This window comes from Mycobacterium shottsii (assembly GCF_010728525.1).
Taxonomy (GTDB): Bacteria; Actinomycetota; Actinomycetes; order Mycobacteriales; family Mycobacteriaceae; genus Mycobacterium; species Mycobacterium marinum.
This window is the reverse complement of record NZ_AP022572.1, coordinates 5,170,528-5,197,052: the sequence shown is the minus strand read 5'-3', so window position 1 is coordinate 5,197,052 and position 26,525 is coordinate 5,170,528. Positions and strand designations below refer to the sequence as shown.

The 26,525-nt window shown below is 65.6% G+C and carries 22 protein-coding genes and 2 pseudogenes; 18 read left to right on the top strand and 6 right to left on the bottom strand.

What is annotated here, in order from left to right; translation table 11 throughout:
- Positions 1-372 precede the first annotated feature (372 nt).
- The 8 genes and pseudogenes from pyrH to G6N41_RS24070 all read left to right on the top strand — a co-directional run bounded on the left by pyrH (position 373) and on the right by G6N41_RS24070 (position 7,108).
- Positions 373-1,170, top strand: coding sequence for a UMP kinase (gene pyrH, locus G6N41_RS24100; RefSeq protein ID WP_012393624.1), 798 nt, complete (start codon positions 373-375; stop codon positions 1,168-1,170).
- Positions 1,171-1,234: 64 nt separating this feature from the next.
- The gene (gene frr, locus G6N41_RS24095) at positions 1,235-1,792 is read left to right on the top strand and encodes a ribosome recycling factor (RefSeq protein WP_198965882.1); all 558 of its coding nucleotides are present in this window, start codon (positions 1,235-1,237) and stop codon (positions 1,790-1,792) included.
- 32 nt (positions 1,793-1,824) lie between these two features.
- Positions 1,825-2,739, top strand: a complete 915-nt coding sequence (locus tag G6N41_RS24090; RefSeq protein ID WP_198965881.1) for a phosphatidate cytidylyltransferase — start codon at positions 1,825-1,827, stop codon at positions 2,737-2,739.
- Positions 2,740-3,098: 359 nt separating this feature from the next.
- Positions 3,099-3,406 (top strand): annotated as a pseudogene (locus tag G6N41_RS30180) (PE family protein).
- A gap of 131 nt (positions 3,407-3,537) precedes the next feature.
- Complete coding sequence (locus G6N41_RS29655) at positions 3,538-4,365, top strand: hypothetical protein (RefSeq protein ID WP_265338843.1); 828 nt, start codon at positions 3,538-3,540, stop codon at positions 4,363-4,365.
- Positions 4,366-4,474: 109 nt separating this feature from the next.
- Positions 4,475-5,569: a 23S rRNA (adenine(2503)-C(2))-methyltransferase RlmN gene (gene rlmN / locus G6N41_RS24080; RefSeq protein WP_198967997.1), complete on the top strand. Its 1,095-nt coding sequence runs from the start codon at positions 4,475-4,477 to the stop codon at positions 5,567-5,569.
- A 131-nt stretch (positions 5,570-5,700) separates the two neighbouring features.
- Positions 5,701-6,222, top strand: a complete 522-nt coding sequence (locus tag G6N41_RS24075) for a protein disulfide oxidoreductase (RefSeq protein ID WP_198965880.1) — start codon at positions 5,701-5,703, stop codon at positions 6,220-6,222.
- 13 nt (positions 6,223-6,235) lie between these two features.
- Positions 6,236-7,108, top strand: a complete 873-nt coding sequence (locus G6N41_RS24070; protein WP_198965879.1) for a cytochrome c biogenesis CcdA family protein — start codon at positions 6,236-6,238, stop codon at positions 7,106-7,108.
- Between the two features lie 30 nt (positions 7,109-7,138).
- On the opposite strand, the gene G6N41_RS24065 is transcribed toward G6N41_RS24070, so the two are convergent.
- The 3 genes from G6N41_RS24065 to G6N41_RS24055 all read right to left on the bottom strand — a co-directional run bounded on the left by G6N41_RS24065 (position 7,139) and on the right by G6N41_RS24055 (position 9,984).
- Positions 7,139-7,393: a DUF2631 domain-containing protein gene (locus tag G6N41_RS24065; protein ID WP_020728281.1), complete on the bottom strand. Its 255-nt coding sequence runs from the start codon at positions 7,391-7,393 to the stop codon at positions 7,139-7,141.
- A 164-nt stretch (positions 7,394-7,557) separates the two neighbouring features.
- The gene (locus G6N41_RS24060; RefSeq protein WP_198965878.1) at positions 7,558-8,151 is read right to left on the bottom strand and encodes a fasciclin domain-containing protein; all 594 of its coding nucleotides are present in this window, start codon (positions 8,149-8,151) and stop codon (positions 7,558-7,560) included.
- A gap of 87 nt (positions 8,152-8,238) precedes the next feature.
- A complete protein-coding gene (locus G6N41_RS24055) occupies positions 8,239-9,984 on the bottom strand; it encodes a cytochrome c biogenesis protein DipZ (protein WP_198965877.1) in 1,746 nt (581 codons plus the stop codon).
- A gap of 84 nt (positions 9,985-10,068) precedes the next feature.
- Between G6N41_RS24055 and G6N41_RS24050 the strand changes: the two are divergent.
- From G6N41_RS24050 to G6N41_RS24005, 10 genes and pseudogenes are all read left to right on the top strand, one after another.
- Positions 10,069-10,938 (top strand): annotated as a pseudogene (locus G6N41_RS24050) (IS5 family transposase).
- 69 nt (positions 10,939-11,007) lie between these two features.
- Complete coding sequence (gene dxr / locus G6N41_RS24045; protein WP_198965876.1) at positions 11,008-12,216, top strand: 1-deoxy-D-xylulose-5-phosphate reductoisomerase; 1,209 nt, start codon at positions 11,008-11,010, stop codon at positions 12,214-12,216.
- Positions 12,217-12,235: 19 nt separating this feature from the next.
- Entirely contained in the window at positions 12,236-13,450 is a 1,215-nt protein-coding gene (locus tag G6N41_RS24040; RefSeq protein ID WP_198965875.1) for a M50 family metallopeptidase, read from the top strand.
- Positions 13,451-13,472: 22 nt separating this feature from the next.
- Entirely contained in the window at positions 13,473-14,636 is a 1,164-nt protein-coding gene (ispG, locus tag G6N41_RS24035; protein WP_198965874.1) for a flavodoxin-dependent (E)-4-hydroxy-3-methylbut-2-enyl-diphosphate synthase, read from the top strand.
- Between the two features lie 51 nt (positions 14,637-14,687).
- Positions 14,688-15,542, top strand: coding sequence for a GNAT family N-acetyltransferase (locus G6N41_RS24030; RefSeq protein ID WP_198965873.1), 855 nt, complete (start codon positions 14,688-14,690; stop codon positions 15,540-15,542).
- 110 nt (positions 15,543-15,652) lie between these two features.
- The gene (locus G6N41_RS24025; RefSeq protein ID WP_198965872.1) at positions 15,653-17,467 is read left to right on the top strand and encodes a penicillin-binding transpeptidase domain-containing protein; all 1,815 of its coding nucleotides are present in this window, start codon (positions 15,653-15,655) and stop codon (positions 17,465-17,467) included.
- Positions 17,468-17,578: 111 nt separating this feature from the next.
- The gene (locus G6N41_RS24020; protein ID WP_198967996.1) at positions 17,579-18,163 is read left to right on the top strand and encodes a DUF1707 SHOCT-like domain-containing protein; all 585 of its coding nucleotides are present in this window, start codon (positions 17,579-17,581) and stop codon (positions 18,161-18,163) included.
- A 104-nt stretch (positions 18,164-18,267) separates the two neighbouring features.
- Positions 18,268-19,125 (top strand): type I methionyl aminopeptidase, encoded by an 858-nt coding sequence (map, locus tag G6N41_RS24015; protein WP_012393640.1) that lies wholly within the window; start codon positions 18,268-18,270, stop codon positions 19,123-19,125.
- Positions 19,126-19,331: 206 nt separating this feature from the next.
- A complete protein-coding gene (locus G6N41_RS24010; protein WP_198965871.1) occupies positions 19,332-19,886 on the top strand; it encodes an alpha/beta hydrolase in 555 nt (184 codons plus the stop codon).
- Positions 19,887-20,000: 114 nt separating this feature from the next.
- Positions 20,001-20,756, top strand: coding sequence for a gamma-glutamyl-gamma-aminobutyrate hydrolase family protein (locus G6N41_RS24005; RefSeq protein ID WP_231608692.1), 756 nt, complete (start codon positions 20,001-20,003; stop codon positions 20,754-20,756).
- A gap of 57 nt (positions 20,757-20,813) precedes the next feature.
- Here the strand turns inward: G6N41_RS24005 and G6N41_RS24000 are convergent, their stop codons facing one another.
- The 3 genes from G6N41_RS24000 to G6N41_RS23990 all read right to left on the bottom strand — a co-directional run bounded on the left by G6N41_RS24000 (position 20,814) and on the right by G6N41_RS23990 (position 25,829).
- Complete coding sequence (locus G6N41_RS24000) at positions 20,814-21,782, bottom strand: PPE family protein (protein ID WP_198965869.1); 969 nt, start codon at positions 21,780-21,782, stop codon at positions 20,814-20,816.
- Between the two features lie 874 nt (positions 21,783-22,656).
- Positions 22,657-23,793 carry a PPE family protein gene (locus G6N41_RS23995; RefSeq protein WP_198965868.1) on the bottom strand — a complete coding sequence of 379 codons (1,137 nt, stop codon included), beginning with the start codon at positions 23,791-23,793 and terminating at the stop codon, positions 22,657-22,659.
- 779 nt (positions 23,794-24,572) lie between these two features.
- Positions 24,573-25,829, bottom strand: coding sequence for a PPE family protein (locus G6N41_RS23990; RefSeq protein WP_198965867.1), 1,257 nt, complete (start codon positions 25,827-25,829; stop codon positions 24,573-24,575).
- Between the last annotated feature and the right edge of the window lie 696 nt (positions 25,830-26,525).

The following is a 26,525-nucleotide window of genomic DNA, read 5'->3' as shown; positions in this document are numbered from 1 at the left end:
CCATTCACATTAAGCAGACACGCCCTAGTCCGCTCCCGCGTGCCGGTGGCATGCACGACAGTCCAGAACAAGTCGGTGGGCCCGATCCGTGTCCGGACCGGGCCCACCTTTCCAACAAGCCTGCTTGAAGCCTGCTTGGTCCCCGGCGGGGCGCCGCGGTTGGGGTCAACGGCCCGCGCTCGATGGCGGATTCCCGGGGCCCCCGCCGTTCAAACATCGCTGCGCCGGTGTCCGCGACCTGACACCGGGCACCTTTTTGGTGCCGTTGGATATGAGCGGACACCCCGGCTACCCCGGAGCAGTGCGATGAGGCAGGATATGAGAGGCCGTTCCGGGTGGTTGCCGGGATGGCACTCTCATGCGAGGAGATTCATGACGGAGTCCGACGTCGCCGGTGGGGCGGCTCCGAAGCCGGAGCCGGCAAGCGCCAACGGCGTACCGGCAGCTCCTGTTTCGGGGTCGGTGTCGCAATACAAGCGAGTATTGCTCAAGCTGGGTGGCGAAATGTTCGGCGGCGGTCAGGTGGGCCTGGATCCCGACGTGGTGGCACAGGTGGCCCGGCAGATCGCCGAAGTGGTGCGCGGTGGCGTACAGGTGGCGGTCGTGATCGGCGGCGGCAACTTCTTCCGCGGCGCCCAGCTTCAGCAGCGCGGTATGGAGCGGACCCGGTCGGACTACATGGGAATGCTCGGCACCGTCATGAACAGTCTCGCGTTGCAGGACTTTCTTGAAAAAGAGGGCATAGCTACCCGAGTTCAGACCGCGATCACCATGGGCCAGGTGGCTGAGCCATACCTGCCGTTGCGCGCCGTTCGCCACCTGGAGAAGGGGCGAGTGGTGATCTTCGGTGCCGGCATGGGGTTGCCTTACTTCTCGACGGACACGACGGCGGCGCAGCGCGCACTCGAGATCGGGGCCGACGTGGTTCTGATGGCCAAAGCGGTCGACGGGGTGTTTGCCGAGGATCCGCGAGTGAATCCGCACGCCGAGCTGCTCGCCGTGATTAGTCATCGGGAGGTCATCGACCGAGGGTTGCGGGTCGCCGATGCCACCGCATTCAGTCTGTGCATGGACAATGGCATGCCGATTCTGGTGTTCAACCTGTTGACCAATGGCAATATCGCCCGTGCGGTCGCTGGTGAGAAAATCGGAACGCTGGTCACCACCTAAGAGGAAGACTCAATGATCCGCGCTTGCGACGATGCAGGGCGCAGCGATGAGGAGGAGCGGCGCAATGATCGATGAGGCTCTCTTCGATGCAGAAGAGAAAATGGAGAAGGCCGTATCGGTAGCCCGTGAAGACATGGCGACAATCCGCACCGGCCGCGCGAACCCCGGAATGTTCTCACGGATTGTTATCGACTACTACGGCACCCATACCCCTATCACTCAGCTGGCCAGCATCAATGTCCCCGAGGCGCGAATGGTGGTCATCAAGCCGTATGAAGCCAATCAGTTGCATGCGATTGAGACGGCAATTCGCAATTCCGACCTCGGGGTGAATCCCACCAACGACGGCACCATCATCCGAGTGGCCGTACCGCAGCTCACCGAGGAACGTCGGCGCGACCTGGTCAAGCAGGCCAAACACAAGAGCGAGGAAGCCCGGGTCTCGGTGCGCAACATTCGGCGCAAGGCGATGGAAGAACTGCACCGCATCCGCAAGGACGGCGAGGCCGGCGAGGATGAGGTCGCCCGTGCGGAAAAGGACCTCGACAAGAGCACCCACCAGTACGTCGCGCAGATCGATGAGCTGGTCAAGCATAAGGAAGGCGAGCTGCTGGAGGTCTAACGACCTCTCAGCAGCTAAGCCCGTTTAGGTCCGTGGCCAACACCGACGCCACCACCGGCACCCCGGCCGACGAGCCGGTGCAAGAGCCGCCAAAAAAGGCATCACGAGCTGGGCGCGACCTGCCCGCGGCCATCGCAGTGGGCCTCAGCATTGGTTTGTTCCTGGTTGCAACGTTGGTGTTCGCGCCGCGCGGGTGGGTCGCGATCTGCGCGTTTGCGATGGTCGTCGCTACCCACGAGGTGGTGCGGCGGCTACGTGAAGCCGGGTATCTGATTCCGGTTGTTCCGCTGCTGATCGGTGGACAGCTAACCGTCTGGCTGAGCTGGCCATACGGCGTTCGCGGTGTGCTGGCCGGGTTCGGGGCCACGATCGTGGTTTGCATGTTCTGGCGGCTGTTCATGCAGGACAATCGGCCGCACGACGGTGCTGGCAGCGACGGGGTGCCCGCGTCGGGAACCTATTTGCGCGATACCTCGACCACCGTTTTTCTGGCCGTTTGGGTTGTGCTATTCGGTTCCTTCGGCGCGATGCTGGTCTACCCACCCAACGGCACCGGATGGGTGTTCTGCGTGATGATCGCGATCATCGCGTCCGATGTCGGGGGATACACCGTGGGTGTGCTTTTCGGTAAGCATCCGATGGTCCCTACAATCAGCCCCAAGAAGTCCTGGGAAGGTTTTGCCGGTTCGCTGTTTTGCGGGATCGTCGCAACGACTATCACGGCGACATTCCTGGCGCATGAACCCCCCTGGGTGGGTGCGCTGCTCGGGGTGCTGTTCGTGCTCACCACCACGCTGGGTGACCTGGTGGAGTCACAGGTCAAGCGTGACCTCGGCATCAAAGACATGGGGCGGCTGCTACCCGGCCACGGAGGTTTGATGGATCGGCTCGACGGCGTTCTGCCGTCAGCGGTAGCGGCCTGGATCGTGATGTCACTGTTGACCTGACAGAGTCAGTCAGCCCCGATGTGACAGCCGGGTTCGGCTCGGAGAAGATGCGGCAGCTGCTCGAGGCGTAACGCATCTCCGGTAGATCCATGCCCTCCAAATGCGTTCTATCCGCCATAGAACTCATCTCGGCCGGATTTGCATTTCTCAATTGTGAGATGCAACGAGTCGCTGTCGGTAACCGGAGCCGCAGTTGGCGTAGTCGCGGTGAGATTGCCGCGAGCCTGGCGTGTCGTGACGGCTACTCAACTTTTGACGATCTGATTTTTCTACGGATGCATCGCTGAACTGCGGATATAGCGTGTTTGGACCGGTTAGGTCCGGGTCGGGTCTTTTGTTGGCCTTTGGGTGGATGGGCGGTGGGTGTTGTGTCGTTTGTGAGTGTGGTTCCGGAGTGGGTGGCGGCCGCGGCAACCGATGCGGCCCGGATTGGGTCGGTGGTGGGTGCGGCTAATGCGGCGGCGGCGGGGCGACGACGTCGGTGACGGCGGCTGCCGGTGATGAGGTGTCGGTGGCGATTGCGGCGGTGTTTGGGGGGTTTGGTCGCGAGTATCAGGCGGTGTGTGGGCAGTGGGCGGAGTTTGAGCAACGGTTCGCGCGGGCTTTAGGGGCCGGGGCGGGCGTATGTAGGCTGAGGCGGCCGCGTTGGGGACGTTGTCGCCGCTAGGGTGATTGAGCAGGGCGTGGGGGCGGTGAACGGGCCGGCGGTGGCGGATCGGTGGGGGGGGGTGGCCGGGGTGGATGGGAAAATGGAATGGTGGGTGGAAGTGGAATGGAAGGGGGTGGGGGTGGTGGTGGGTGGAGGTGGCGGTGGTGGGTGGCGGTGGTGCCGGTGAGCACCGGGGTGCGGGCCAGACCGGTGGTGATGGCGGCCGTGCCGGTGATGGGGGCGTTGGGGGGCGGGGCGGCTGGCTGGCCGGTGCCGGCGGCGACGGGGGTGCTGGCGGTGTCGGGGGTGTCGGCGGTGCCGGTGGTGGCGGCGCGGACGGGCTGGTGTTGGGCAGTGACGACGGAGATGGCGGTGATGGCGGGACCGGCGGCTACTCCAACACAGTCGGCGGCGTCGCTGGCAATGGCGGGACTGGTGGTGCCGGTGGCGCCGGCGGCACCCTCGATCACAACGTCGTCTTTACCTCCTCCGGGCGCGGCGGGGTCGGCGGCACCGGTGGTGTTGGCGGCTCCAGCACCTACGGCACCGGCGGGGTCGGTGGCGCCGGCGGGACCGGAGGCACGGCCGGTGCCGCGGATGCCAATAACTATGCCGCTGCCAGCGGCGACGGCGGGACCGGCGGGATCGGTGGCGCCGGGGTCACCGGCGGCGACGGCGGCCGAGGCGGGACCGGCGGTAGAAGCACCTTTGCCGGCACCTCCGGCACCGGTGGGATCGGTGGTATCGGCGGCCTCGGCACCGCCGGGGTCGGCGGCTACGGCGGGGACGGTGGCACCGGCGGCACTGGTAACGGCGCTACGGGGGGCTACGGCGGTGCCGGCGGCCGAGGCGGCACCAGCACCATTGACGGACAACGCATTCCCGGCTACAACGGTGGCCCAGGCCAACCTCCTCCACCCGGCTACGCCGGTCCGCCCGGCGCCGGCGGGACCGGCGGCGCCCCCGCAAGCCCCTGACCCCCGCGTGGTGGGCCGTGTGCCGGTCGAACCACGATGGGGGAGCAGAAAGCCGCGGTTGGTTCGCAATCCCGGCTGCGGCCGCGGGACGGATGTCAAACTGGAGCACATGGCCCAAGAGTTGATGTTTGAGGAGCCGCGTCGCGGGAAGCCGCCGCGGCACCTTGCCGATTTCGACGCGGAGGGCCGCGCGTCGGCAGTGGCCGCGCTCGGCCTGCCGCCATTTAGGGCCAAGCAGCTGGCACACCAGTACTACGGTCGGCTGATCGCCGATCCCCGTCAGATGAACGACCTGCCAGCGGCGGTGCGTGAGCAGATCGCCGAAACGATGTTCCCGAACCTGCTGACGGCGGCGCGAGAGGTCACCTGTGATGCGGGCCAGACGCGAAAGACGCTATGGCGCGCCACCGATGGCGTCACCCTCGAATCGGTGCTCATGCGCTACCTGCAGCGCAACACGGTGTGCATCTCCTCGCAGGCAGGCTGTGGGATGGCGTGTCCTTTCTGCGCGACCGGCCAGGGAGGCCTGACCCGCAATCTGTCGACGGCAGAGATCCTCGAACAGGTACGGGCCGCGGCCGCGGCGTTGCGCGATGAGTTCGGTGATCGGCTGTCGAATGTCGTGTTCATGGGCATGGGGGAGCCGCTGGCCAATTACGTCCGGGTGCTGGCGGCGGTACGTCGCATCACCGAACCGCCGCCGATGGGCTTTGGCATTTCGGCCCGATCGGTGACGGTGTCGACTGTGGGTCTGGCGCCCGTGATCCGCAAGCTTGCCGATGAACGCATCGGCGTCACGCTGGCGCTGTCATTGCATGCGCCCGACGACGAATTGCGCGACACGTTGGTGCCGGTCAACAACAGGTGGAAGATCAGCGAAGCCCTCGAAGCCGCCCACTACTACGCTGAGGTGACCGGTCGTCGGGTGTCCGTCGAGTATGCGCTTATCCGTGAGGTCAATGATCAACCCCGGCGGGCTGATCTGCTGGGCAAACGACTGCATCGCGCGCTGGGGCCTCTGGTCCATGTCAACCTGATCCCGCTCAACCCGACGCCGGGCAGCGATTGGGATGCGAGTCCCAAGCCGGTGGAGCGGGAGTTTGTCAAACGCGTTCGTGCACAGGGGGTTTCGTGCACCGTCCGGGATACTCGCGGCCGCGAGATCAGCGCCGCCTGCGGACAGCTGGCCGCCGAAGGCGGGTAGCTGGAGCGTGGGCGATTGGGGCTGGGCCTGCGGACAGCTGGCCGCCGAAGGCGGGTAGCTGCAGCGGGTGCGATGAACCGCGTCAGTGGGTATTACGTCATCAAGGCAAACACCAGTAAGTGAGGTCTGCTATGACTGTTCGCCCTACGCCCCGCAATCGTTGGTTTGCCGCGGTCCTGATGGCCAGCATGGTCGCGCTTGTCCTGACCCTCGGCCTGATCGCCGCCCCGCGCGCCCGCGCCGCCGATGATCGTCTCGATTTCACCGCGACGACGCTGGGCGGCGCGCCCTTCAACGGGGCCAGTCTGCAGGGTAAGCCGGCGGTGTTGTGGTTCTGGACGCCGTGGTGCCCGTTCTGCAACGCCGAGGGCCCCGCCGCCAGCCAGGTGGCGGCCGCCAACCCGGGGGTCACATTCGTCGGCATCGCCGCGCATTCGGACGTGGGTGCGATGCATGGCTTCGTCGCCAAATACGGGCTGAACTTCACCAACATCAACGACGCCGACGGCGCGATCTGGGCTCGCTACAACGTGCCCTGGCAGCCGGCCTGGGTGTTCTATCGGGCCGACGGTTCCTCGACGTTCGTCAACAACCCCACCTCGGCCATGTCCCAGCAGGAACTGGCCGACCGTGTCGCCGCGCTGACGTCCTGATTCCCCGACCCCGATGAATTCGGCCCTGGTCGCGCTGGCCTTCGCCGCCGGATCGGTGGCCGCGCTAAACCCATGCGGATTCGCGATGCTGCCCGCATACCTGCTGTTGGTGGTGCGCGGGCAGCATGGCGGCGAGTCGGGGGAGGCTGCCTCTCCGATCGGCGCGGTTGGCCGAGCCATCGCCGCCACCATGGGGATGGCGCTCGGTTTCCTTACGGTCTTCGGTGCCTTTGGCGCTTTGACCATCTCGGCAGCTTCCACGGTGCAGCGATACCTGCCCTACCTGACCGTGCTGATCGGTGTGCTGCTTGTCGGCCTTGGGGTCTGGCTGCTGTCGGGGCGTGAGTTGGCCGCGCTGACCCCCAGCGGGTTTGGTCCGCGATGGGCGCCAACGGCCCGCTTGGGCTCCATGTACGGCTACGGCGTCAGCTATGCCGTCGCCTCGCTGTCCTGCACCATCGGCCCGTTTCTCGCGGTAACCGGGGCGGGCCTGCGGGGCGGTTCGATCCTGGGCACGGTGGCAATCTACCTGGCCTACATCGCGGGCCTGACCATGGTGGTCGGCGCACTCGCCATTGCCGCGGCGATCGCCAGCTCGGCACTGGCCGACCGGTTGCGGCGGGTGCTGCCGCTGGTCAACCGGATCAGCGGTGGGTTGCTGGTGGTAGTTGGGCTCTACGTCGGCTACTACGGCTACTACGAGGTGCGGTTGACCTCTGGTCTACTGGTCGATCCCCAAGATCGGGTGATCGGTGCGGCTGGCCGCATCCAAGGTGAGTTGGCCGGCTGGGTCCACCAGCACGGTATCTGGCCGTGGGTGGTGGCGCTGACGTTGCTGGTGGCCGGTGCGTTCAGCGTCAGTTGGTATCGGCGGGCCCGTCGCTAAGCGGCGCGCGCCGAGTTGGTCGGGAAACCGCTATCGGAGCCAGCCGCGCCGGCGGCCCCACAGGTCACGAACCAGGACGGCCAACGTCAGTACAGCGAACCCGATGAGGAACCAGTCTTCGACATGGCCGACGTGGTTGCCGCGCAGCATCGCCAGCAGAAACAAAAAGGCGCACGCTCCGGTGATGTGCCAGGTGCGGTAATTGATCCGGCTCCATCCCCAGCGTGCGGACGGCACCTCGGCGATATCGACGCCGGTGAAAGGCTCCACCTCAGTACTGGCCACAGCGATTCCTCCGGATGGGATTGGCTACTGCACGTCTTCGGATCGAACCCGATCATTCTGGCACATCTGCCCGAAGCGCAGACCGGGATCATCACCTTTGTGCTACCCGTCCGGAGGAACCGCCGTAGCGAAATGCGTCGCCGCTGCCGGTGATGCCTAGCTGGCTAGCTGGGCGGCATCAGCACGGTGTCGATCATGTACACCACGGCGTTGGCGGTTTGCACTCCGCCGCAGACCACGGCCGCGTCACCGACCTGTAGGTCATTGCCAGAACCGGTGACGGTCAGCGAGGCGCCCTCGACAGTGCTGTGGGTGCCGACCACCTGCGACGGACTCAACTGCCCGGGGACCACGTGATAGGTGAGGATCTTTTTCAGCAGCGGCGCATCGGTTTTCAACGAATCGATCGTTGCGGCGTCGATCTTGCCGAACGCGGCATCGGTCGGGGCGAAGACCGTTAATTGGCCGCCGTTGAGGGTGTCGACCAGGTTCACCTGCGGGTTGAGCTTGCCGGACAACGCCGAGGTCAGCGTGGTGAGCATCGGGTTGTTCGACGCCGCCACCGCGACCGGTTCGGCCGCCATGCCGGCTACCGACCCCGGCCCGGTCGGCACTTGCTGTGCGTAGGCACTGCATCCGGGGCCGACCAGCGTGTCTGGCGGGCTGGCCATCGCGCTCGGAGCGGTGGCCACCACCAGGCCTACCGCAGCTGCTGCCGCGAGACCGGTTGCTGCAATTGCTGGGTTGTGGAACTTCATTGCCTATGGCTCCTTTGTTGTCGGGTGGATCTCTGACTGTTATTCGGAGCCGCAGCGGTTTTGGATCGGTGTTGTGGGAAAAATAATTCATCCGTAGGTGAATGAATACACCTGCAATCCTTTGCTGGGATGCACTTCTATCGTGGTTCGCTGCACTTGGTCGCCGGCGACGATTTGATGCGAGGTGGGTGCCCCGCCGATCCGCAGCGTCGTCGACTTGCCGGCTCCGGTCACGGTGAGGGTTCCGGTGCCACCGACCACCAGATAGACGTTCTTGGCGAGGTAGTTCAGCTTGATGCGGCAGTCGTCGCCGTCGGCCGTGGCCCGCTGGTGGTCCAGGGACCAGGGGCCTTGCAGGGCGAAGGTGTCGGGGGGCAGCGCGAGCGGATAGCTGAACGTCGCCGAACCCTGGTCGTAGCCGCTGCCGGCGAAGTTGACCGCTTTGCCCGCGCCGAAATATGTCTCGGGGGTCAGGCTCAGCGCGGGTGTGGTGTCGGCGGCGTCCACCGGTGCCGGCAGTTTGGCGCCCGGATTGGCGTCGGTGAGTAGCCGTCTGATCAGGTTCTCCGTGCCGGCGTAGTCACCCTCGCCGAACTTGATGTGCCGAACGGTGCCACTGGCATCGATCAGATACTCGGCGGGCCAGTATGCGTTGCGGTAGTTCGTCCAGGTCGAATAGTTGTTGTCCAGCGCGATCGGGTAGGTGATGTTCAGATCCGCGGCGCCGGCCGCAACATTTTCCGGCACCTTTTCGAACGCGTACTCGGGTGTGTGCACGCCGATCACTTCCAGGCCGCTGTCTTTGTAGGCCCGGTACCAGCCGACGACGTGGGGGATGGCGCGTTGGCAGTTGATGCATGAATACGCCCAGAAATCGACCAGCACCACGCGGCCTCGCAGCGAACTCAACCGGATCGGTTGGTGCTCAGGGGTGTTGAGCCAGCCGCTGATTCCCGTGATGTCGGGTGCGGTGCCACAGTCTTGCGGTTGCGCGGCGCCGTTGGTGCAGTTGGAGAGCTGCGCGTTTTGGTCAGTCACAAGACCGCCGATGCCGCCCAGGTTGGTGCCGATCTGGTTGGGGCCGCCCATCTGCTCCGGTAGGCCCTGTAGCGCACTGGTGTAGTCGGGGATGGCCCGTTGCAGAGTCGCGGGCAGATTGAGCACCAGGGCCACTGCCAGCAGAATCGTCACGACTCCGGCCCCAATCCGGATCTCGCGCTGGCGGCGACGAAACGCGCTCACCCGCCCTGCCGTCTCGCGCCCGGCCAGGGCGAGGAACAGCAATGGCAAGGCGGTTCCGATGGCGAATGCGCAGGTGAGCACGACGGTGTTGAGCCCGATTCTCGAGGTGGCGCCGGCCAGGATGATGGCGGTGAGCACCGGGCCGGCGCAGGGGACATAGAGCACGCCCAGCGCCAACCCGAGCCCGAAACCGGTGCCGCCAGCACTGATCGAGTTGTGCGGGATGCGGGCAAACGGCCGCTGCAGCCACTGTTCGAGTCGCGGAAAGATCAAGCCCAAGCCGATCGCCACCAGCGCGGCCAGCGCGACCCAGCGGATGGTGTCCTGGCGCAGATGCAGCAACGACAGCAGCGCCGAACCCGTCAGGGTCACCAGGCAGAAGCTGAGCACCAGGCCGGCGATCACCCGATAGGGGCGTGTCTGGACACGCGCGGCCTTCGGGTCCGGCGTACTAACCCCCGTCTGTGTGGTGGCTACCGTGGCGCCGCCCTGGGCGCCGGAGAAGAAGACCACCGGCAGTACCGGCAGGATGCACGGCGAGATCCCGGTGATCAGACCTCCGACGAAGCCGACGAGTGCAAGCGTGACCATGTTCACTATTCGAAACTGCGGAGGTCCTGGATGGCTAGGGCGTGTCTGCTTAATGTGAATGGTGTTTTGGCTGATGCTGTTTGGGTGATGCGGACGCATGCGATTTCTGATGATTTGTGGTCGCTGATCGTGGCGGTGTTGCCTGCGGGGCGGCGGCGTGGCCGGCCGTGGAACGATCATCGACGTACTCTGGAGGGCATTATCTGGCGTTACCGTACGTGATCTCCGTGGTGTGACCTGCCCGAGCACTTCGGTCCCTGGCAATCGGTGGCCGAGAGGCATCTACGCTGGTCGGTCGATGGCATCTACGCGCGGATCTTCGCGGCGATCGCCTCTGACCTCGACGCCGAGGACGCCGACCTGGGCGCACTGTTGTCGGTCGATTCGACCAGTGTGCGCGCCCACCAACACGCAGCCGGAGCGCCCGGGCGCCGCACAGGGGATCTGTCGAATTACAAGAAATATCTCGATGAGCCCGATGACCACGCCATTGGGCGTTCCCGCGGCGGGCTGACTACCAAGATCCACGCCTTGACCGACCAGCTGTGCAGTCCGGTCACCCTGGCACTGTCGGCCGGTCAAGCCGGTGATAATCCGATGCTTTGGCCATTGCTGGCCGCCCGGTGCAGCAACTCATACGCCCCGTTTCGCCTGCTGGCGGACAAGGCGTACTCCCATGACTCGACGCGGGCACAGCTGCGCCGGCTCAAGATCGCCCATACCATCCCCGAGCGCAGCGACCAGATCACCCGCCGCAAAGCCAAAGGCCGCAACAGAGGACGGCCTCCGGGGTTCTCAGGCCGAATCTACAAGCACCGCAACACCGTCGAGCGAAGCTTCAACCGGCTCAAACACTGGCGCGCGGTCGCCACCTGCTACGACAAATACGCCCTGACCTACCTCGGCGGTGTCACCCTGGCCGCCATCATCACCTACCACCGCGTCCGCAATTAGCAGACAGGACCTAGTCGAAGCGGCGGGCTGGCCGGGCCGCATTGGGGTCGGTCGGGGCACAATGATGGAGTGACTACTGCCACCGACGGGTCCGCCGACGGCCGCTTGCGCGTGCTAGTGCTGGGCAGCACGGGTTCGATCGGCACCCAGGCGCTGGAAGTCATCGCCGCCAATCCGGACCGTTTCGAGGTCGTCGGGCTGGCTGCCGGGGGCAGCAATCTGGACACGCTGCTGCGACAGCGCGCCGAGACCGGCGTAACGGAGATTGCGATCGCCGACGAGCAGGCGGCGCAACTGGCCGGCGACATTGCGTACCAGGGGCCCGACGCTGTCACCCGGCTGGTGGAGGAGACCGAGGCCGACGTCGTCCTCAACGCGCTCGTCGGCGCATTGGGCCTGCGGCCGACGCTGGCCGCGCTGGCATCCGGGGCCAGGCTGGCCTTGGCTAACAAGGAATCGCTGGTTGCCGGCGGTCCACTGGTATTGCAGGCCGCGCAACCCGGTCAGATCGTGCCGGTCGACTCCGAGCATTCCGCGCTGGCTCAGTGCTTGCGCGCAGGCACCCCCGACGAAGTCGCCAAACTAGTGCTGACCGCCTCGGGTGGGCCGTTTCGGGGGTGGTCGGCGGCCGACCTTCAGGAGGTCACCCCGGAGCAGGCCGGTGCCCATCCGACCTGGTCAATGGGCCCGATGAATACGCTGAACTCCGCCTCACTGGTCAACAAGGGACTCGAGCTCATCGAAACCCACCTACTGTTCGGCATCCCGTACGAGCGCATCGAGGTCGTCGTGCATCCGCAGTCGATCGTGCATTCCATGGTCACCTTCGTCGACGGTTCGACCATCGCCCAGGCCAGCCCCCCAGACATGAAATTGCCGATCTCGCTGGCGTTGGGCTGGCCGCGCCGGGTGCCGGGTGCGGCCAGTTATTGCGATTTCAGTCAGGCTCAGACGTGGGAGTTCGAGCTGCTGGATGCCGAGGTGTTTCCCGCCGTCGAGCTGGCTCGCCACGCCGGCGAGACCGGCGGGTGCATGACTGCGGTCTACAACGCGGCTAACGAAGAAGCGGCAGCGGCCTTCCTCGCCGGCCGGATCAGTTTCCCCGCCATCGTGGGAACTATCGCCGACGTGCTGCACGCTGCCGACCAATGGGCCGTTTCACCCGCTAACGTGGATGACGTACTTGACGCGCAGCGTTGGGCGCGGCAGCGGGCACAGCGTGCGATCGCCAAAGTAAGCCCGGCCGGCGCATGCGAGAAGGTCTCCGGACTGGCTTGAGAAAGGTCGATAGAGGCTGATGATGTTCGTTGTCGGCATTGTGCTCTTCGCACTCGCCATCTTGATATCGGTGGCGCTGCACGAGTGCGGCCACATGTGGGTAGCGCGCGCGACCGGAATGAAGGTGCGGCGCTATTTCGTCGGCTTCGGTCCCACCTTGTGGTCGACGCGCCGAGGCGAAACCGAGTACGGGGTCAAGGCCATTCCGGCGGGTGGCTTCTGTGACATCGCCGGCATGACCCCGGTCGAGGATCTCGAGCCCGACGAACATGACCGGGCGATGTACAAACACGCGACCTGGAAGCGGGTGGCGGTCCTGTTCGCCGGGCCCGGCATGAACTTCGTTATCTGCCTGGTGCTGATCTATGGCATCGCAGTGGTCTGGGGGCTGCCGAACCTGCACCCGCCCACCCAGGTGATCATTGGCGAAACCGGCTGTGTCGCAAGGGAAACGGCTCAAGGAAAACTGGAGCAGTGCACCGGGCCGGGGCCCGCGGCGCTAGCCGGACTGCGCGCCGGTGACGTCGTCGTCAAGGTCGGCGACACCGCGGTCTCCACCTTCGACGAGATGGCGACCGCCATTCGTAAGCTGCACGGCAGTGTGCCGATCGTCGTCGAACGCGACGGAACCACGGTGACGGCCAACGTGGTCATCGAATCCACCCGCCGCTGGGTTCCCAACGAGCAGGGCAATCAACTCGAGCCCGCGACTGTCGGCGCTATCGGGGTGGGCGCGGCCCAGTCCGGGCCGACGCAATACGGGATTCTGTCGGCGCTGCCCGCCACGTTCGCCTTCACTGGTGACCTAACGGTCGAAGTGGGCAGGGCGCTGGTGGCCATCCCGACCAAGGTCGGCGCGCTGGTCCACGCCATCGGGGGCGGCCAGCGTGACCCGCAGACGCCGATCAGCGTGGTCGGCGCCAGCATCATCGGCGGCGACACCGTCGACCACGGGCTGTGGGTGGCCTTCTGGTTCTTCCTGGCCCAGTTGAATCTCATCCTCGGGGCCATCAACCTGCTGCCCCTGTTGCCGTTCGACGGCGGCCATATCGCCGTCGCGGTGTTCGAGAAGATCCGCAACATGATCCGCGCGGCCCGCGGCAAGGTGGCCGCGGCGCCGGTGAACTATCTCAAGCTGATGCCAGCGACCTATGTGGTGCTGGTTTTCGTGGTCGGATACATGCTGTTGACCGTCACCGCCGACTTGGTCAACCCGATCAGGTTGTTCCAATAAGAACCAGAAAGAAGGGGTCACAGTGACCACTGGCCTGGGCATCCCGCAGCCTCCGGCGCCCACGCTTTCGCCCCGCCGCACCACGCGTCAGCTGATGGTCCGCGATGTCGGAGTCGGCAGCGATTACCCGGTCTCGGTGCAATCGATGTGCACCACCAAGACCCACGACGTCAATGCCACGCTGCAGCAGATCGCCGAGCTGACCGCGGCGGGCTGCGACATCGTCCGGGTGGCTTGCCCCCGCCAAGAGGACGCTGACGCGCTGGCCGAGATAGCCCGGCACAGCCAGATTCCGGTGATCGCCGACATCCACTTCCAGCCGAAGTACATCTTTGCCGCCATCGATGCCGTTTGCGCTGCCGTGCGGGTGAATCCGGGCAACATCAAGGAGTTCGACGGCCGGCTGGGGGAGGTCGCCAAGGCGGCCGGGGCGGCTGGCATTCCGATTCGCATCGGGGTCAACGCGGGCTCGCTGGACAAGCGGTTCATGCAGAAGTACGGCAAGGCCACGCCCGAAGCGCTGGTCGAGTCTGCCCTGTGGGAAGCGTCGTTGTTCGAAGAGCATGGTTTCGGCAACATCAAGATCAGCGTCAAGCACAACGACCCGGTGATCATGGTCGCCGCCTACGAGCAGCTGGCGGCCCAATGTGACTATCCGCTGCACCTGGGGGTCACCGAGGCCGGTCCGGCCTTTCAGGGCACCATCAAGTCCGCGGTCGCTTTCGGTGCGCTGCTCTCGCGTGGCATCGGTGACACCATCCGGGTGTCGTTGTCGGCCCCACCCGTGGAGGAAGTCAAGGTCGGCAACCAGATTCTCGAGTCGCTGAATCTGCGACCACGGTCCCTCGAGATCGTGTCCTGTCCGTCCTGCGGACGCGCTCAGGTCGACGTCTACACGCTGGCCAACGAGGTCACCGCCGGCTTGGACGGTCTTGACGTTCCGTTGCGGGTGGCCGTGATGGGGTGCGTCGTCAACGGTCCTGGTGAAGCGCGTGAGGCTGACCTGGGAGTGGCCTCGGGCAACGGCAAGGGCCAGATCTTTGTGCGGGGCGAAGTGATCAAGACGGTGCCCGAAGCGCAGATCGTCGAGACCCTGATCGAGGAGGCGATGCGCATCGCCGCAGAAATGGGAACCGAGGATCCGGGCACGACATCAAGCGGTACGCCTATTGTGACCGTAAGCTGATAGGGGTCAGTGAATTGTCTGGCCTCAGTTCGCACCACAGAGAGATCTGAGATGTCGGCTCCGCCCATCATGCGCCTTGTCGGCGAGCGACGGGTGTCTGTGGTGCGTGACGTTGCCGCATTGTGGCGAGTGCTCGACGAGAATCCGGTCGAATCGTGCATGGTCGCCGCGCGGGTGGCCGACTACGGAATCGAGCCCAATTCGCTTGGCGGGGAACTGTGGACGCGCGACGGAGTGGATGAGTCGTTGTGCTTCGCCGGCGCCAACCTGATCCCGCTGCGCGGTGAATTGATTGATTTGAACGCGTTCGCCGATGAGGCGAAGAGCACCGCGCGGCGGTGTTCGTCGCTGGTGGGCCGGGCCGATCTGGTGCTGCCGATGTGGCAGCGCCTGGAGTCGGCCTGGGGGCCGGCCCGCGATGTGCGTGACCACCAGCCGCTCATGGCCATCAACACCCACCCCAGTTGCGCGATCGACCCGGAGGTACGCCAGATCCGACCCGAGGAGTTGGACGCCTACCTGGTGGCTGCCGTGGACATGTTCATTGGTGAGGTGGGCATCGATCCTCGCCTCGGAGACGGCGGCCGGGGTTATCGCCGCCGGGTCGCCAGCCTCATCGCGGCCGGGCGGGCGTGGGCCCGGTTCGAGCACGGTGAGGTGATTTTCAAGGCCGAGGTGGGGTCGCAGTCTCCGGCCGTCGGGCAGATCCAGGGGGTTTGGGTTCATCCGGAGCGGCGCGGCCTGGGTTTGGGTACCGCGGGAACCGCCACGCTTGCCGCAGTGACCGTCGGCAGCGGGCGCATCGCCAGCCTGTACGTGAACAACTTCAACACGGTCGCCCGCGCCGCCTACACGCGCGTCGGATTCAAGGAAGTCGGCACCTTCGCCACAGTGCTGCTCGACTGAGCAGCCTCCTGCACCAAACCCCTTCGTAGCGTCAACCAGATCCGACATAGCGGTTGGGTCTCGGTGTGTCTACGCCCTCCTTGGAGTCACTGTTCTTAACATCAGTAACGATGGTAACTAGAGCAACATTGGCCTCAGCTGGCGCAGCCCTTTTGTTGGTCTGCTGCATGGCGCTGCCAGGCTGCACGCCCCGCCCCGAGGGCCCGGGGCCGGCTGCCGCGAAATTCTTCGCCGCGCTCGCCGTTGGCGATACCGCGACCGCGGCCCAGCTCAGCGACAACCCCAACGAAGCCCGGGAAGCGCTCAACGCCGCGTGGGCGGGTCTGCAGGCGACCCACCTGGACGCGCAGATCCTCAGCTCGAAGTACGCCGAGGACACGGGCACCGTCGTCTACCGCTTCACCTGGCACTTTCCCAAGAATCGGACGTGGACCTATGACGGCCAGTTGAAGATGGCCCGCGATGAGGGGCGCTGGGCGGTCCGCTGGGTATCCACCGGCTTGCATCCCAAGCTGGGGGAGCACCAGACGTTCTCGCTGCGCGCCGACCCGCCCCGGCGGGCGTCGGTCAACGAACTCGGCGGCACCGATGTACTCGTGCCGGGCTACGTGTATCACTACGCTCTGGATGCCGTCGAGGCCGGCCGCAACCTGATCGGGACCGCCCATGCCGCGGTTGATGCCCTGCACCCCTTCAACGACACGCTCAACGACCCGCAGCTGCTCGCCGAGCAGGCCAGTTCGTTGACACACCCGCTGGACTTGGGGGTCACCCTGCGTCCTGACGACAGCGGTCGGGTCGCCGAAGCGATCGGCCACCTGCCCGGTGTGGTGATCACGCCCCAGCCCGAGATGTTGCCGACCGACGATCATTTCGCCGGAGTCGTCATGACCGAGGTGAAGAAAGCCGTGGTCGACGAGCTGGAGGGCGAGGCGGGCTGGCGGGTGGTCAGCGTCAACCAGAACGGTGTGGACGTGGCCGTGCTGCATGAGGTGGCACCGTCACCGGCGCCGTCGGTCACCATCACGTTGGATCGGGCCGTGCAGAACGCCGCGCAGCGCGCGGTGGACGCCAGGGGCGGCAAGGCGATGATCGTGGTGATCAAGCCCTCGACCGGAGAGATCCTGGCGGTGGCGCAGAATGCCGACGCCGACGCCGACGGCCCGGTTGCCACCACCGGCCTGTATCCACCCGGGTCGACCTTCAAGGTCGTTACCGCCGGTGCGGCCGTCGAGCGCGATATGGCCACCCCCAACACCATGCTCGGCTGCCCCGGCGAACTCGACATCGGCCATCGCACGATCCCCAATTACGGCGGCTTCGATCTCGGCGTAGTGCCGCTATCACGCGCGTTCGCCAGTTCGTGCAACACCACCTTCGCGGAACTGAGCAGCAAGATGCCCCCGCGCGGGTTGACGCAAGCGGCCATTCGTTACGGCATCGGGCTCGACTATCGAGTGGAGGGCCTCACCACGGTCACCGGTTCGGTGCCCCCGACGGTGGACCTGGCAGAGCGCACCGAGGACGGGTTCGGCCAGGGCAAGGTGCTGGCCAGCCCCTTCGGGATGGCGCTGGTGGCGGCCACCGTGGCCGCAGGCAGGACACCGGTTCCGCAGCTCATCGTCGGTCGGCCCACGCAGGTGACGGGTGCGGGCGCGCCGATCAGCCCGAAGATGGTGGACGCGCTGCGCCCCATGATGCGCCTGGTGGTGACCAACGGCACCGCCAAAGAGATCGCCGGGTGCGGCGAGGTCTTCGGCAAGACCGGTGAAGCCGAATTCCCGGGCGGGTCGCATTCCTGGTTCGCCGGATACCGCGGTGACCTGGCTTTCGCCTCGCTAATTGTCGGCGGTGGCAGCTCGGAATACGCCGTGCGGATGACCAAGATGATGTTCGAGCTGATGCCGCCCGGGTACCTGACCTAGCCGCTGTGGGCGCCTGGCTGGGCCCGCGGCGTCGCCGCCAATCCCGCAACCGCGGTAAGTTGCCAGGAGAGGCGGATGATCGCCGTTAGCGAGGGACATCAGGAAAAGGCCATGACGGATTCCGGTGCAGAGATGGTGGCGTTGCGGGTCTCCGACGCCGACAGGAACGGCACGATGCGCCGTTTACACAACGCGGTCGCGCTCGGGTTGATCGACATCAATGAATTCGAGCAGCGTTCGTCTCGGGTGTCGTTTGCGCGCACCCAGAACGAACTGGACGGGCTGGTCTGTGACCTGCCCGGGCCGGGCGCCATCGTCACATCCGCGGCTGACCGGGTCGAATTGCGTGGCTGGGCCGGTTCGTTGAAGCGCCATGGCGAATGGATGGTCCTGACTCGCCTGGCGTTGGTTCGCCGGCTGGGCTCGATCGAACTCGACCTGACCAAGGCGCGTTTCGCGGGACCCGTGGTGGTGATCGAACTCGACATGAGGTTCGGCTCACTCGAGCTCAGACTGCCCGAGGGGGCCAGCGCCTCCATCGACGACGTCGAGGTTTACGTGGGCAGTGCCAGCGACCGTCGCAAGGATGCCCCTGGTGAAGGCACACCGCATGTCGTGGTGACGGGTCAGGTGGTGTGCGGCTCCGTGGTGATCCGGGGTCCGCGCCGGGCCTTGCTGCGCCGTCATCAGGTGTAACCAGCGGTTCGCCCTGGCAGCGACCATCGGGGTGGGATGTGGCGGCGGGCCGGGCGCTCCCGGTGAGGTGCGAGTCACCGGCCAGGCGCGACTAAGCTAGCGGGATGCCTGCTCGCACCGCGCTTTCCCCCGGAGTCCTCTCGCCGATGCGTTCGGTGCCCAAGTGGATCGCGCGCCCGGAGTATGTCGGCAAGCCGACGGCCCGCGAAGGGACCGAGCCATGGGTGCAGACGCCTGAGGTCATCGAGAAGATGCGCGTGGCCGGGCGGATCGCGGCCGGCGCACTGGTCGAGGCGGGCAAAGCGGTCGCACCCGGGGTCACGACCGACGAGCTGGACCGGATCGCCCACGAGTACATGGTCGACAACGGCGCCTACCCGTCGACGCTGGAGTACAAGGGCTTCCCCAAGTCGTGCTGTACCTCGCTCAACGAGGTGATCTGCCACGGAATCCCCGACTCGACGGTGATCGCCGACGGTGACATCGTCAACATCGATGTCACCGCTTACTTCGACGGGGTGCATGGCGACACCAACGCGACCTTCCTGGCCGGTGACGTCTCCGAGGAGCACCGGCTGCTGGTGGAGCGCACCCGGGAAGCGACGATGCGGGCGATCAACGCCGTCAAACCCGGACGGGCGTTGTCGGTCATCGGGCGAGTGATCGAGGCGTATGCAAATCGCTTTGGCTACAACGTGGTTCGCGACTTCACCGGCCACGGCATCGGTACCACCTTCCACAACGGGCTGGTTGTGTTGCATTACGACCAGCCTGCGGTGGAGACGATCATGCAGACCGGGATGACATTCACCATCGAGCCGATGATCAACCTGGGCACGTTGGACTACGAGATCTGGGATGACGACTGGACGGTGGTCACCAAGGACCGCAAGTGGACCGCGCAGTTCGAACACACGCTGCTGGTCACCGATACCGGTGCCGAGATTCTCACGTTGCCATGAGCTCTCCATGCGCGAGCAGACGCAAACTCGCGTAGCCGTCCGCGTGCCGGTGCGATTTTGCGTCTGCTCGCCATGCGCGGTGGCGTCGGCGGTAGACCCGTTACCGGGTGGTTAACCGCAGGAAGCTCGAGGTGTCGCGGGGCTGCGACTGGATGAACTCGTGGCATGCTCTGGTCGATTGGCGGTAACTTGCGTAAGTGTCTTCGATGATGACCACGCTCGACGGATTCCCGGTCCAAGTGGCAGTGGCCGGTCCCGCAACTGGCGTCGTCGTCGTCATTCTTGGTGCCGATCAACGCGCTGTCACCGCGTATGACGCGGTGTGCGAGCGGCTGCATACCGCCTCACTTCGAACGGTGGTGGTGGGCGCCGACCCGCGGCTGACGTCAAAATCCGTGGTTGGCATCCTCGATGCCCTGGGTATCAAGTGGGCGGTGATGGCCGGCGATCGGGAGGGCGCCGAACTCGCCTGGGAACTGGCGGCGATGAGGTTGGGCAGGTTCGCCGGCTTGGTCGCAATTGACCGTGGCCATCCGGCGATCGCCGATTCCGCGGGTATCGTTCGCGATGACCTGTGTCCGCCCGTCGAGATCGCCACCACCGTGCTGGTGACTTCGGCGGCCGTGCGGGAAGCGGCCCGTAACAGCCAGCAGTTGGTCTACGCCGAGTATCGGGTCGTTGAGCTGCTGGGCCGCCGCAATGCGCAGGAGTCGACGGCCCAGCTGGCCACCGAGATCGTGCTGCGGACCAGCGGTTGGTAGGTGCCGCCAACCTGGCCTTCCACGAGCGGGCCGGGGATGTCTAGTCTTGTGCCACAACCGTTTCCGTTGAAATATTCGGCATGACACCACGCTGGGCGATGCGGATGCTCCAGCATGATGGGGAGAGGACGGGTGGTCTTGAACGCCGCTGGACCGGGACCGATCGTGGGGATGACCACATATCTGGATCAAGCCAAGACTGGTGTCTGGGATGTCAGCGCAAGTTTTCTGCCCGCCAGCTATTTCGACGGTGTCACCATGGCTGGTGGCATCGCCGTGCTGCTGCCTCCGCAGCGGGCCGATGCCGATGCTGCCAACAGAGTGCTCGACAGCCTCGATGCCCTGGTCATCACCGGAGGTAAGGATATCGACCCCGCTGCCTACGGCCAACAGGCGCATCCGGCCACCGACGAGCCGGCACCGAACCGGGACAGCTGGGAGTTCGCGCTACTGCGCGGTGCCCTGCACCGGGGGCTACCGGTGCTCGGTATCTGCCGCGGCGCTCAAGTTCTCAACGTCGCATTCGGTGGGACGCTGCACCAGCACCTGCCCGATGTGCTCGGGCACAACGGACACCGGGCAGGCAACGCGGTGTTTTCCTCGCTGCCGGTGCGTACCGTGCCCGGGACCCGGTTGGCGACCTTGATCGGGGAGTCCGCGCAGGTGCGTTGCTACCACCACCAGGCCGTCGCCGAGGTGGGCGAAGGCCTGGTGGTCAGCGCCAGGGATGTTGACGGCGTGGTCGAGGCGCTGGAGCTGCCGGGGGAGAACTTCGTGCTGGCCGTGCAGTGGCATCCCGAGGAGTCATTGGAGGATCTGCGTCTGTTCTCGGCTGTGGTGGATGCCGCCCGGTCGCGCAGCAGCGGGTGAGCGGATCGGACCTCCCGATTGGACGCCGCACTCGGCTCCGCCGGCCTAGTGTGGGCGCTACCCCGGCGGCTCACTGCCGACGGCGTCACCGATTGGTTCGCAGATCCATCCGGTGCGTTGTAGCACCGAGACGACGGGGCTGGCCGCAATCGCTGTTATCCACGCCTGCGGCACCGACAACGCTCCGATCGATGTCGCGTGATCAACGTCGACCAAAAGCTGGCTACCGCCACTGTCCGCGACGGTGGTTCGTGCTAGGCCCGATGCGGTAGCCGTTTCCAGGACATGTAGCGTGCGGGCCGCGAGATTTGACCGTAGGACAACCGAACTCAGTCTTGACAGCGACAAAGCCGCAGGGGAGATCGCGGCACCCAATGACGCATAGGGCGCAGACAGGGCCTTGAGCGCTCGCGGAATTGATGAAACCACCTGAGTGCCGGTAGTCATGATCGCGAGGCTGTCCATGGCGGCTGTCCCGCAGGCAACGGGCGACCCACGGTGGGCCAGCCTCGTGAACCCGATGGCGACGAGTTGGGAGGTCAACGCCGTCGACCTCGGCGAGATAGCCAGGGCACCGGCGAAGTCGTGCACGGCGTCGGCGCAGTGCACCCACACCCGTTCGTACTCGGCTTCGAGCTCGGCGATCACCGGGCTGGCCTGGCCCAGAAAGTTGTTCGCCGACAACCACTTTCTCATCATGCGGTTGGGCGCGATCAGCTGAGCCGATGTCATCTTTGCTGCTGCCCGTTCGTAGGCTTTCGCGGCGGTTTCGGCCTGAACCGCGGTCTGACTGGGATGGCGGGCCAGGGCGGTGAGCAATGCCCAGTGCGGCGCAATGACCCGCATCACCGGCACCGCCGCCGGCCCGCGCCACCCGCTGGTGAGCCCGGCGGCGATCGAACTACATTCCGCCCCAATCTGGCGCATCCCGGCGGCCAACCCGCGCAACGCCACCGCGGTGGCCTGCAGGGAGCCCGGACGGGCTCGACCGGAGTTGACCTCCGGTGGCAACTTCCCGAAGTCCATGGCTATCTCTTCGGCCTCTTCCGCGCGACAATCGTTCGGTGGATGGCAGGAGTGGGCCGTAGAGACATGATCAATTCCTAAAGTGCTGGGGGACGGGTTGATTCCGCTGTTGTCCCGTTACCGATGTGCTCGGGATCGTTGGCATTCGATGGTATCCTGCGAAGGGGTTACCGCATCGAAGAACGGCGTCATGCAACCAGCGCAGATGCGTTGAAATTGCGTGGTTGGCGATCACCTGTAACCGGTTGTGGTGCAGCACAACCGGCGGGAACGATCAGCGTCGAGCGACGCAGAACTTGGTCAAGATATCTCGGTCAGCGGCAGTCGCCGTCGGTGGACCCGGCGGGTGCACGTGGTTCAGCTGGGATTGCCAGCCCCGGGTTACCCAACCACTCGTCGGCCACCAGGCCGAAAGTGGCCCAAGGTGGGCCTGGCTTGGCGGCCGATCCCGCGTCATCCAAGCGTTTCTGAAGGGTTTCTGATGCGCGGGAGGAGCGTCTTGATCGCTATGGTTCACGGGTTGTGAGCCGTGAGCGAGCTGCAGGTGGCCGATATCGGGGATCGCCTGCGACCATGCTGCGGGTTGCAGTAGTGCCGCGGCGGAAAGCCCGGACCGCAGTGCCCAGCCCGCGATGACGGCGGCAAAAAGACCTAGCGCGACGACAACGGCGACGGCGCGTTGCCATCGTCGGGGAGAAGCCGCGCATGGGAAGGTCACAGTGGCGCAAACGTACAGCGCCAGCATTGTTGGGGGCTGGAAGAAACCTTTGAGATTGGTTAGAGGAATGCCATTTTCGGCTGGGTAGCTGAGCACGGGCACGTGATCGGGGCCCGATGCGGCGCGGGCCCTAACCGCATCCCGTCATCGTTTGGGTCATCCGGCGGCCGGGGAACGGGGTACCACCGTTGAGCGCAGCTCGAACCGGGAGGCGGCAGGGCCGTTAGCGCTGCGCCCGTTCATGCCGGTCAACGGCATGAACGGCATACCTGCGGTGCCGCTGTCTACGGAGCCAACCGAGGACAAACTGCTCGGTAGGTTCGCGGCGACGGCACTTGTGGCTGGCGCCGTGATCCAAGAATGCGGAACCGACAACGCCCCTACCGTCATGCCGCGTCCCATTGCGGCGCTCAGTGCCGCACCGCTACCCGTGATTCCCAGCGAGACCGATCCCAGCGATTGCGCCCCGGATTCGACCGCCTTGACCGCACCTGTGGCCGCGGCAGTGAGCGAACCGGTTGCGGCTTTGGTAAATCCGATCCCCTTATCGAGGAAGTTCAGCGCGTACATGGCGAAGTTCAGCGGCACGGTCAGTGAGCTCAGCTTCGACAGCGACGTTGACAACGACGTGAAGGCGCTATTCAGGGATTTCATGATGGGTGCGGTGGCGAGCCCCGCCAGGGCCCCGGGCAGCGTTGTGATCACCTGAGATGCCGCCAGTACGGCCTCGAGGCTTGGCGCAGCCGCCGATGCGCCAGTCGATTGCGTGGCGGCAACACCTTGTCTGGCCAACCCGACCGGGTCGGTGATCGGCGGCGGTGAAGTAAATGGCGTCAGCCGTGTGGCGCTCGCGCAAGCACCCGCGTAGCCATACATTGCTGCCGCATCCTGAGCCCACATCTGTTCGTAGTTGGCCTCGGTTGTCGCGATCGCCGGGCTGTTCTGACCTAGTAGGTTGGTCGCGATCAACGCTGCGAGATGGGCACGGTTGGCGGCGATCACCGGTGGTGGCACTGTCGCCGCGAACGCGCCGGCGTGGGCACTGACGGCCGCTCTTGCCTGGGCCGAGGCTAGCTGTGCCTGGGCCGCGGCGGCATGGGCCATCGCGGTAGCGGCCGGTCCCTGCCACTTGCCGGCCAGTCCCGCGGTGATGGAGCTATAGCAACTGGCCGCCGAATAGAGCTCGGTGGCCAACGCGTCCCAGGCTGTTGCCGCGGTCTGCATGGATGTCGATCCTGGCCCGGAATACATGCGAGCGGAGTTGATTTCGGGTGGTAAAGCTGCGTAGTCCATTGCTATTTCCTCGGGTCTTGCGCCGCTTGGCCGGCTTGGTGCGTTGGCGTGTCTGTCGCCGCTAGCATGACGAATTAGTTTGTGGTGCAACAGAACATGCTCTTCTTCCGGGCACGTTTGGGTGAGCCGTTTAGTGCATGACAAGTCGCACGGGTCAGCGAGATTGCTGATCGGGTGTAGGTTTCGCCGGCTCCGCGTCAGCCTTGGAATGGCCGCACAACGAGCCTGGTGCTAGCCGATCAGCAGCGAGCGACGCAGAGCTGGTTGAGATATGCCCGCCCGGCGGCAGCTGCCAGCGGGGCACGCGCACGCAGTGCACTGAGCGGGTGGCCCGCCGTGGTCAGTGAGGCAGGTGTGGATAGCCACCACTGCGGTGGTGCCGAGCGCGACCACGTCGGCGGCCGATCCCGTTTCAACCCAGCGCTTTTGCACGGGCTGTGGCCTGTGGATGACGAGCGTTGGTGCCCGGTGCTGCGCACGGACTGTTTGTCGATTTCGGCTCGGTTAAGGCCGGCGGCGGATGCTGTTGCCGCCGGATGCGACGGAGTGGCGGCCGCCACCCCAGAGCGCAGTGCCCAGCATCCGATGACGGCGGCGAATAGGCACAGTCCGGCCACCACAGCGATGGCTGACTGCCATCGCGTCGGCTTGTTGGGGCCCCGCAGAAACACAGTGATTCAACGGTACCAGCGACCGTGCTCAGCTGAGGTATCAAGACATGAACCGGCTTTCGCGCCGGTGCCGAGCATGGCCGTGAACCGGGTTGGCAGGGAGTCCGGTCAACCCGCCGCTGGTGGGTGCATGACCACTGTCGGCTTGAACCCGTAGCGGGGGACCTCGCTGAAACCGCGTCCGCCAAAGCCGCTCAATGGCAGCCCGCCGAGCATGCTCGCCGGGCCGTGTGCGGTCAGGGGTGCGCCGGCGGCAACGGATGGCAAGGTCGCCACTGCGGCGCCGACCGGCGAGGTCGCCGCCCAGGTCGGGGGCGCCGACAATGACCCGATCGAGGCCGCATTTCCCACCCCCGCCGACACGGCGGTGCCCAACCCGCCGAATCCGCCGAGACCGGGTGCGGCCCCGCCGAGGCCGCTGCTGGCGGCGATGGCGGCGTCCTCGGCAGCGTCCATGGCCGAGAAACTGGATAGCCCGAAGAAGTCACACATGGTGCCAAAGAAGTTGCCGGGCGTGTAGAAGCCGGAGCCGATCGCGTTCGTGGTTATTGCGTTGACGGCTGTGCCCAGCGGCGATCCGTCGGTCCCGTTGAAGAATGCGAGCAGCCCGCTCGGGGTCGTCAGGTCGATGCCCTGTAAACCGAGCCAACTTTGAATTCCGTCCAGTTGTGGGGCACCCAGCCCCAGCGCGCCCGCGACATCGGTGATGGTGACGCCGGACGCTGACGGCGAGGCCAGCCCCTGCAGGGCGGTCGGCACCGTTGACATCACCTGTGACAGCGATGCCTGGCTTTGGGTGCTACTTGTGTTCGCAGCCTGGGCGATCAGGCCGGCCTCGGAGCTGGTGGTCGGTGGTGGGTCGGCGAACGGGGTCAACCGCGTTGCCGTCGCGCAGCACGCGGCATAGCCGTACATGGCGGCCGCATCTTGGGCCCACATCTCGCCGTAGGCGGCCTCGGCGGCGGCGATGGCCGGCGTGTTTTGGCCGAGTAGGTTGGTGGCGACCAATGAGGCCAACAACGCGCGGTTGGCCGCGATCATCGGCGGTGGCACGGTCACGGCGAATGCGGCTTCGTAGGCCCCGGCGGCGGCCTTGGCCTGCAGTGAAGCCTGCAGGGCCTGTGTAGCGGTGCCCGCCATCCAGGCGATGTAAGGGGCGGCGGCGGAGGCCATCGAGGTCGATGCCGGCCCCCGCCACGGCCCGCTCGTCATGGCGGCCAATGCTGAACTGTAATCGGCTGCGGCCGAGGATAACTCGGTAGAAAGGCCATCCCAGGCCAGTGCGGCGGCCAGCATCGGGCCCGAGCCGGGTCCGGTGTACATGCGTGCCGAGTTGACTTCTGGCGGAAGCGCTGCGTAGTCCATGGTTGCACCCAGCGCTCAACCGGCGATGATCGCGTTGATGGCTTCGTTGGTGGGATGGCAATCCGCACCGACCGACCGCATCGGGCCAAGGTATTTGGCGTTATTCGCTGCTGCGGAGCATATTTCGGGTATCGTTCGGACAGATGATATGGGCTGCTCTTTCGGAATCGAGCCCGGCCCCGGTGGAAGTGTCCGTGTTTGGGCGCGCAGTGGCGCGCGATCGAGAAACAGCATGTGAGCATGAAATATGGTTCAGTGAAGCCATTTTCGATGTCGAGTGCGATACCGGGTCCGGATGGGTAGGTTACGGCCGTCGACTTCAGTGAATTGCTCCGCCCGTGGTTGGGGGAGGAGCTGGTCCGATCGTTGTGTCGCTTGTGCGTCGATCCATGGTTGGGATGCCGGAAATGCCTCCCCACCAACGTCTATCAGATCGGATCGTCATCGAATCCGGTATCGGCGCGGTGGTGCCCGCGGCTTGAGACCGACCCAAGCCGATGTGACGACACGTGTCAGCCGACGCGTTCGGCAGGCATCGAGCACTGCTCTTCTAGCTGTGCGCTACTGCGGGTCAGGAAACAAGGTGCCGATTTGTCCGGTGCAATAGTGTTTCGCATCAAGTGCGACAATGGCTGCCGGCAGCACAGAGCACAGGCCATGTGCGTCCCCTTAGGGTTGGCGGAGACTCCCTGTATC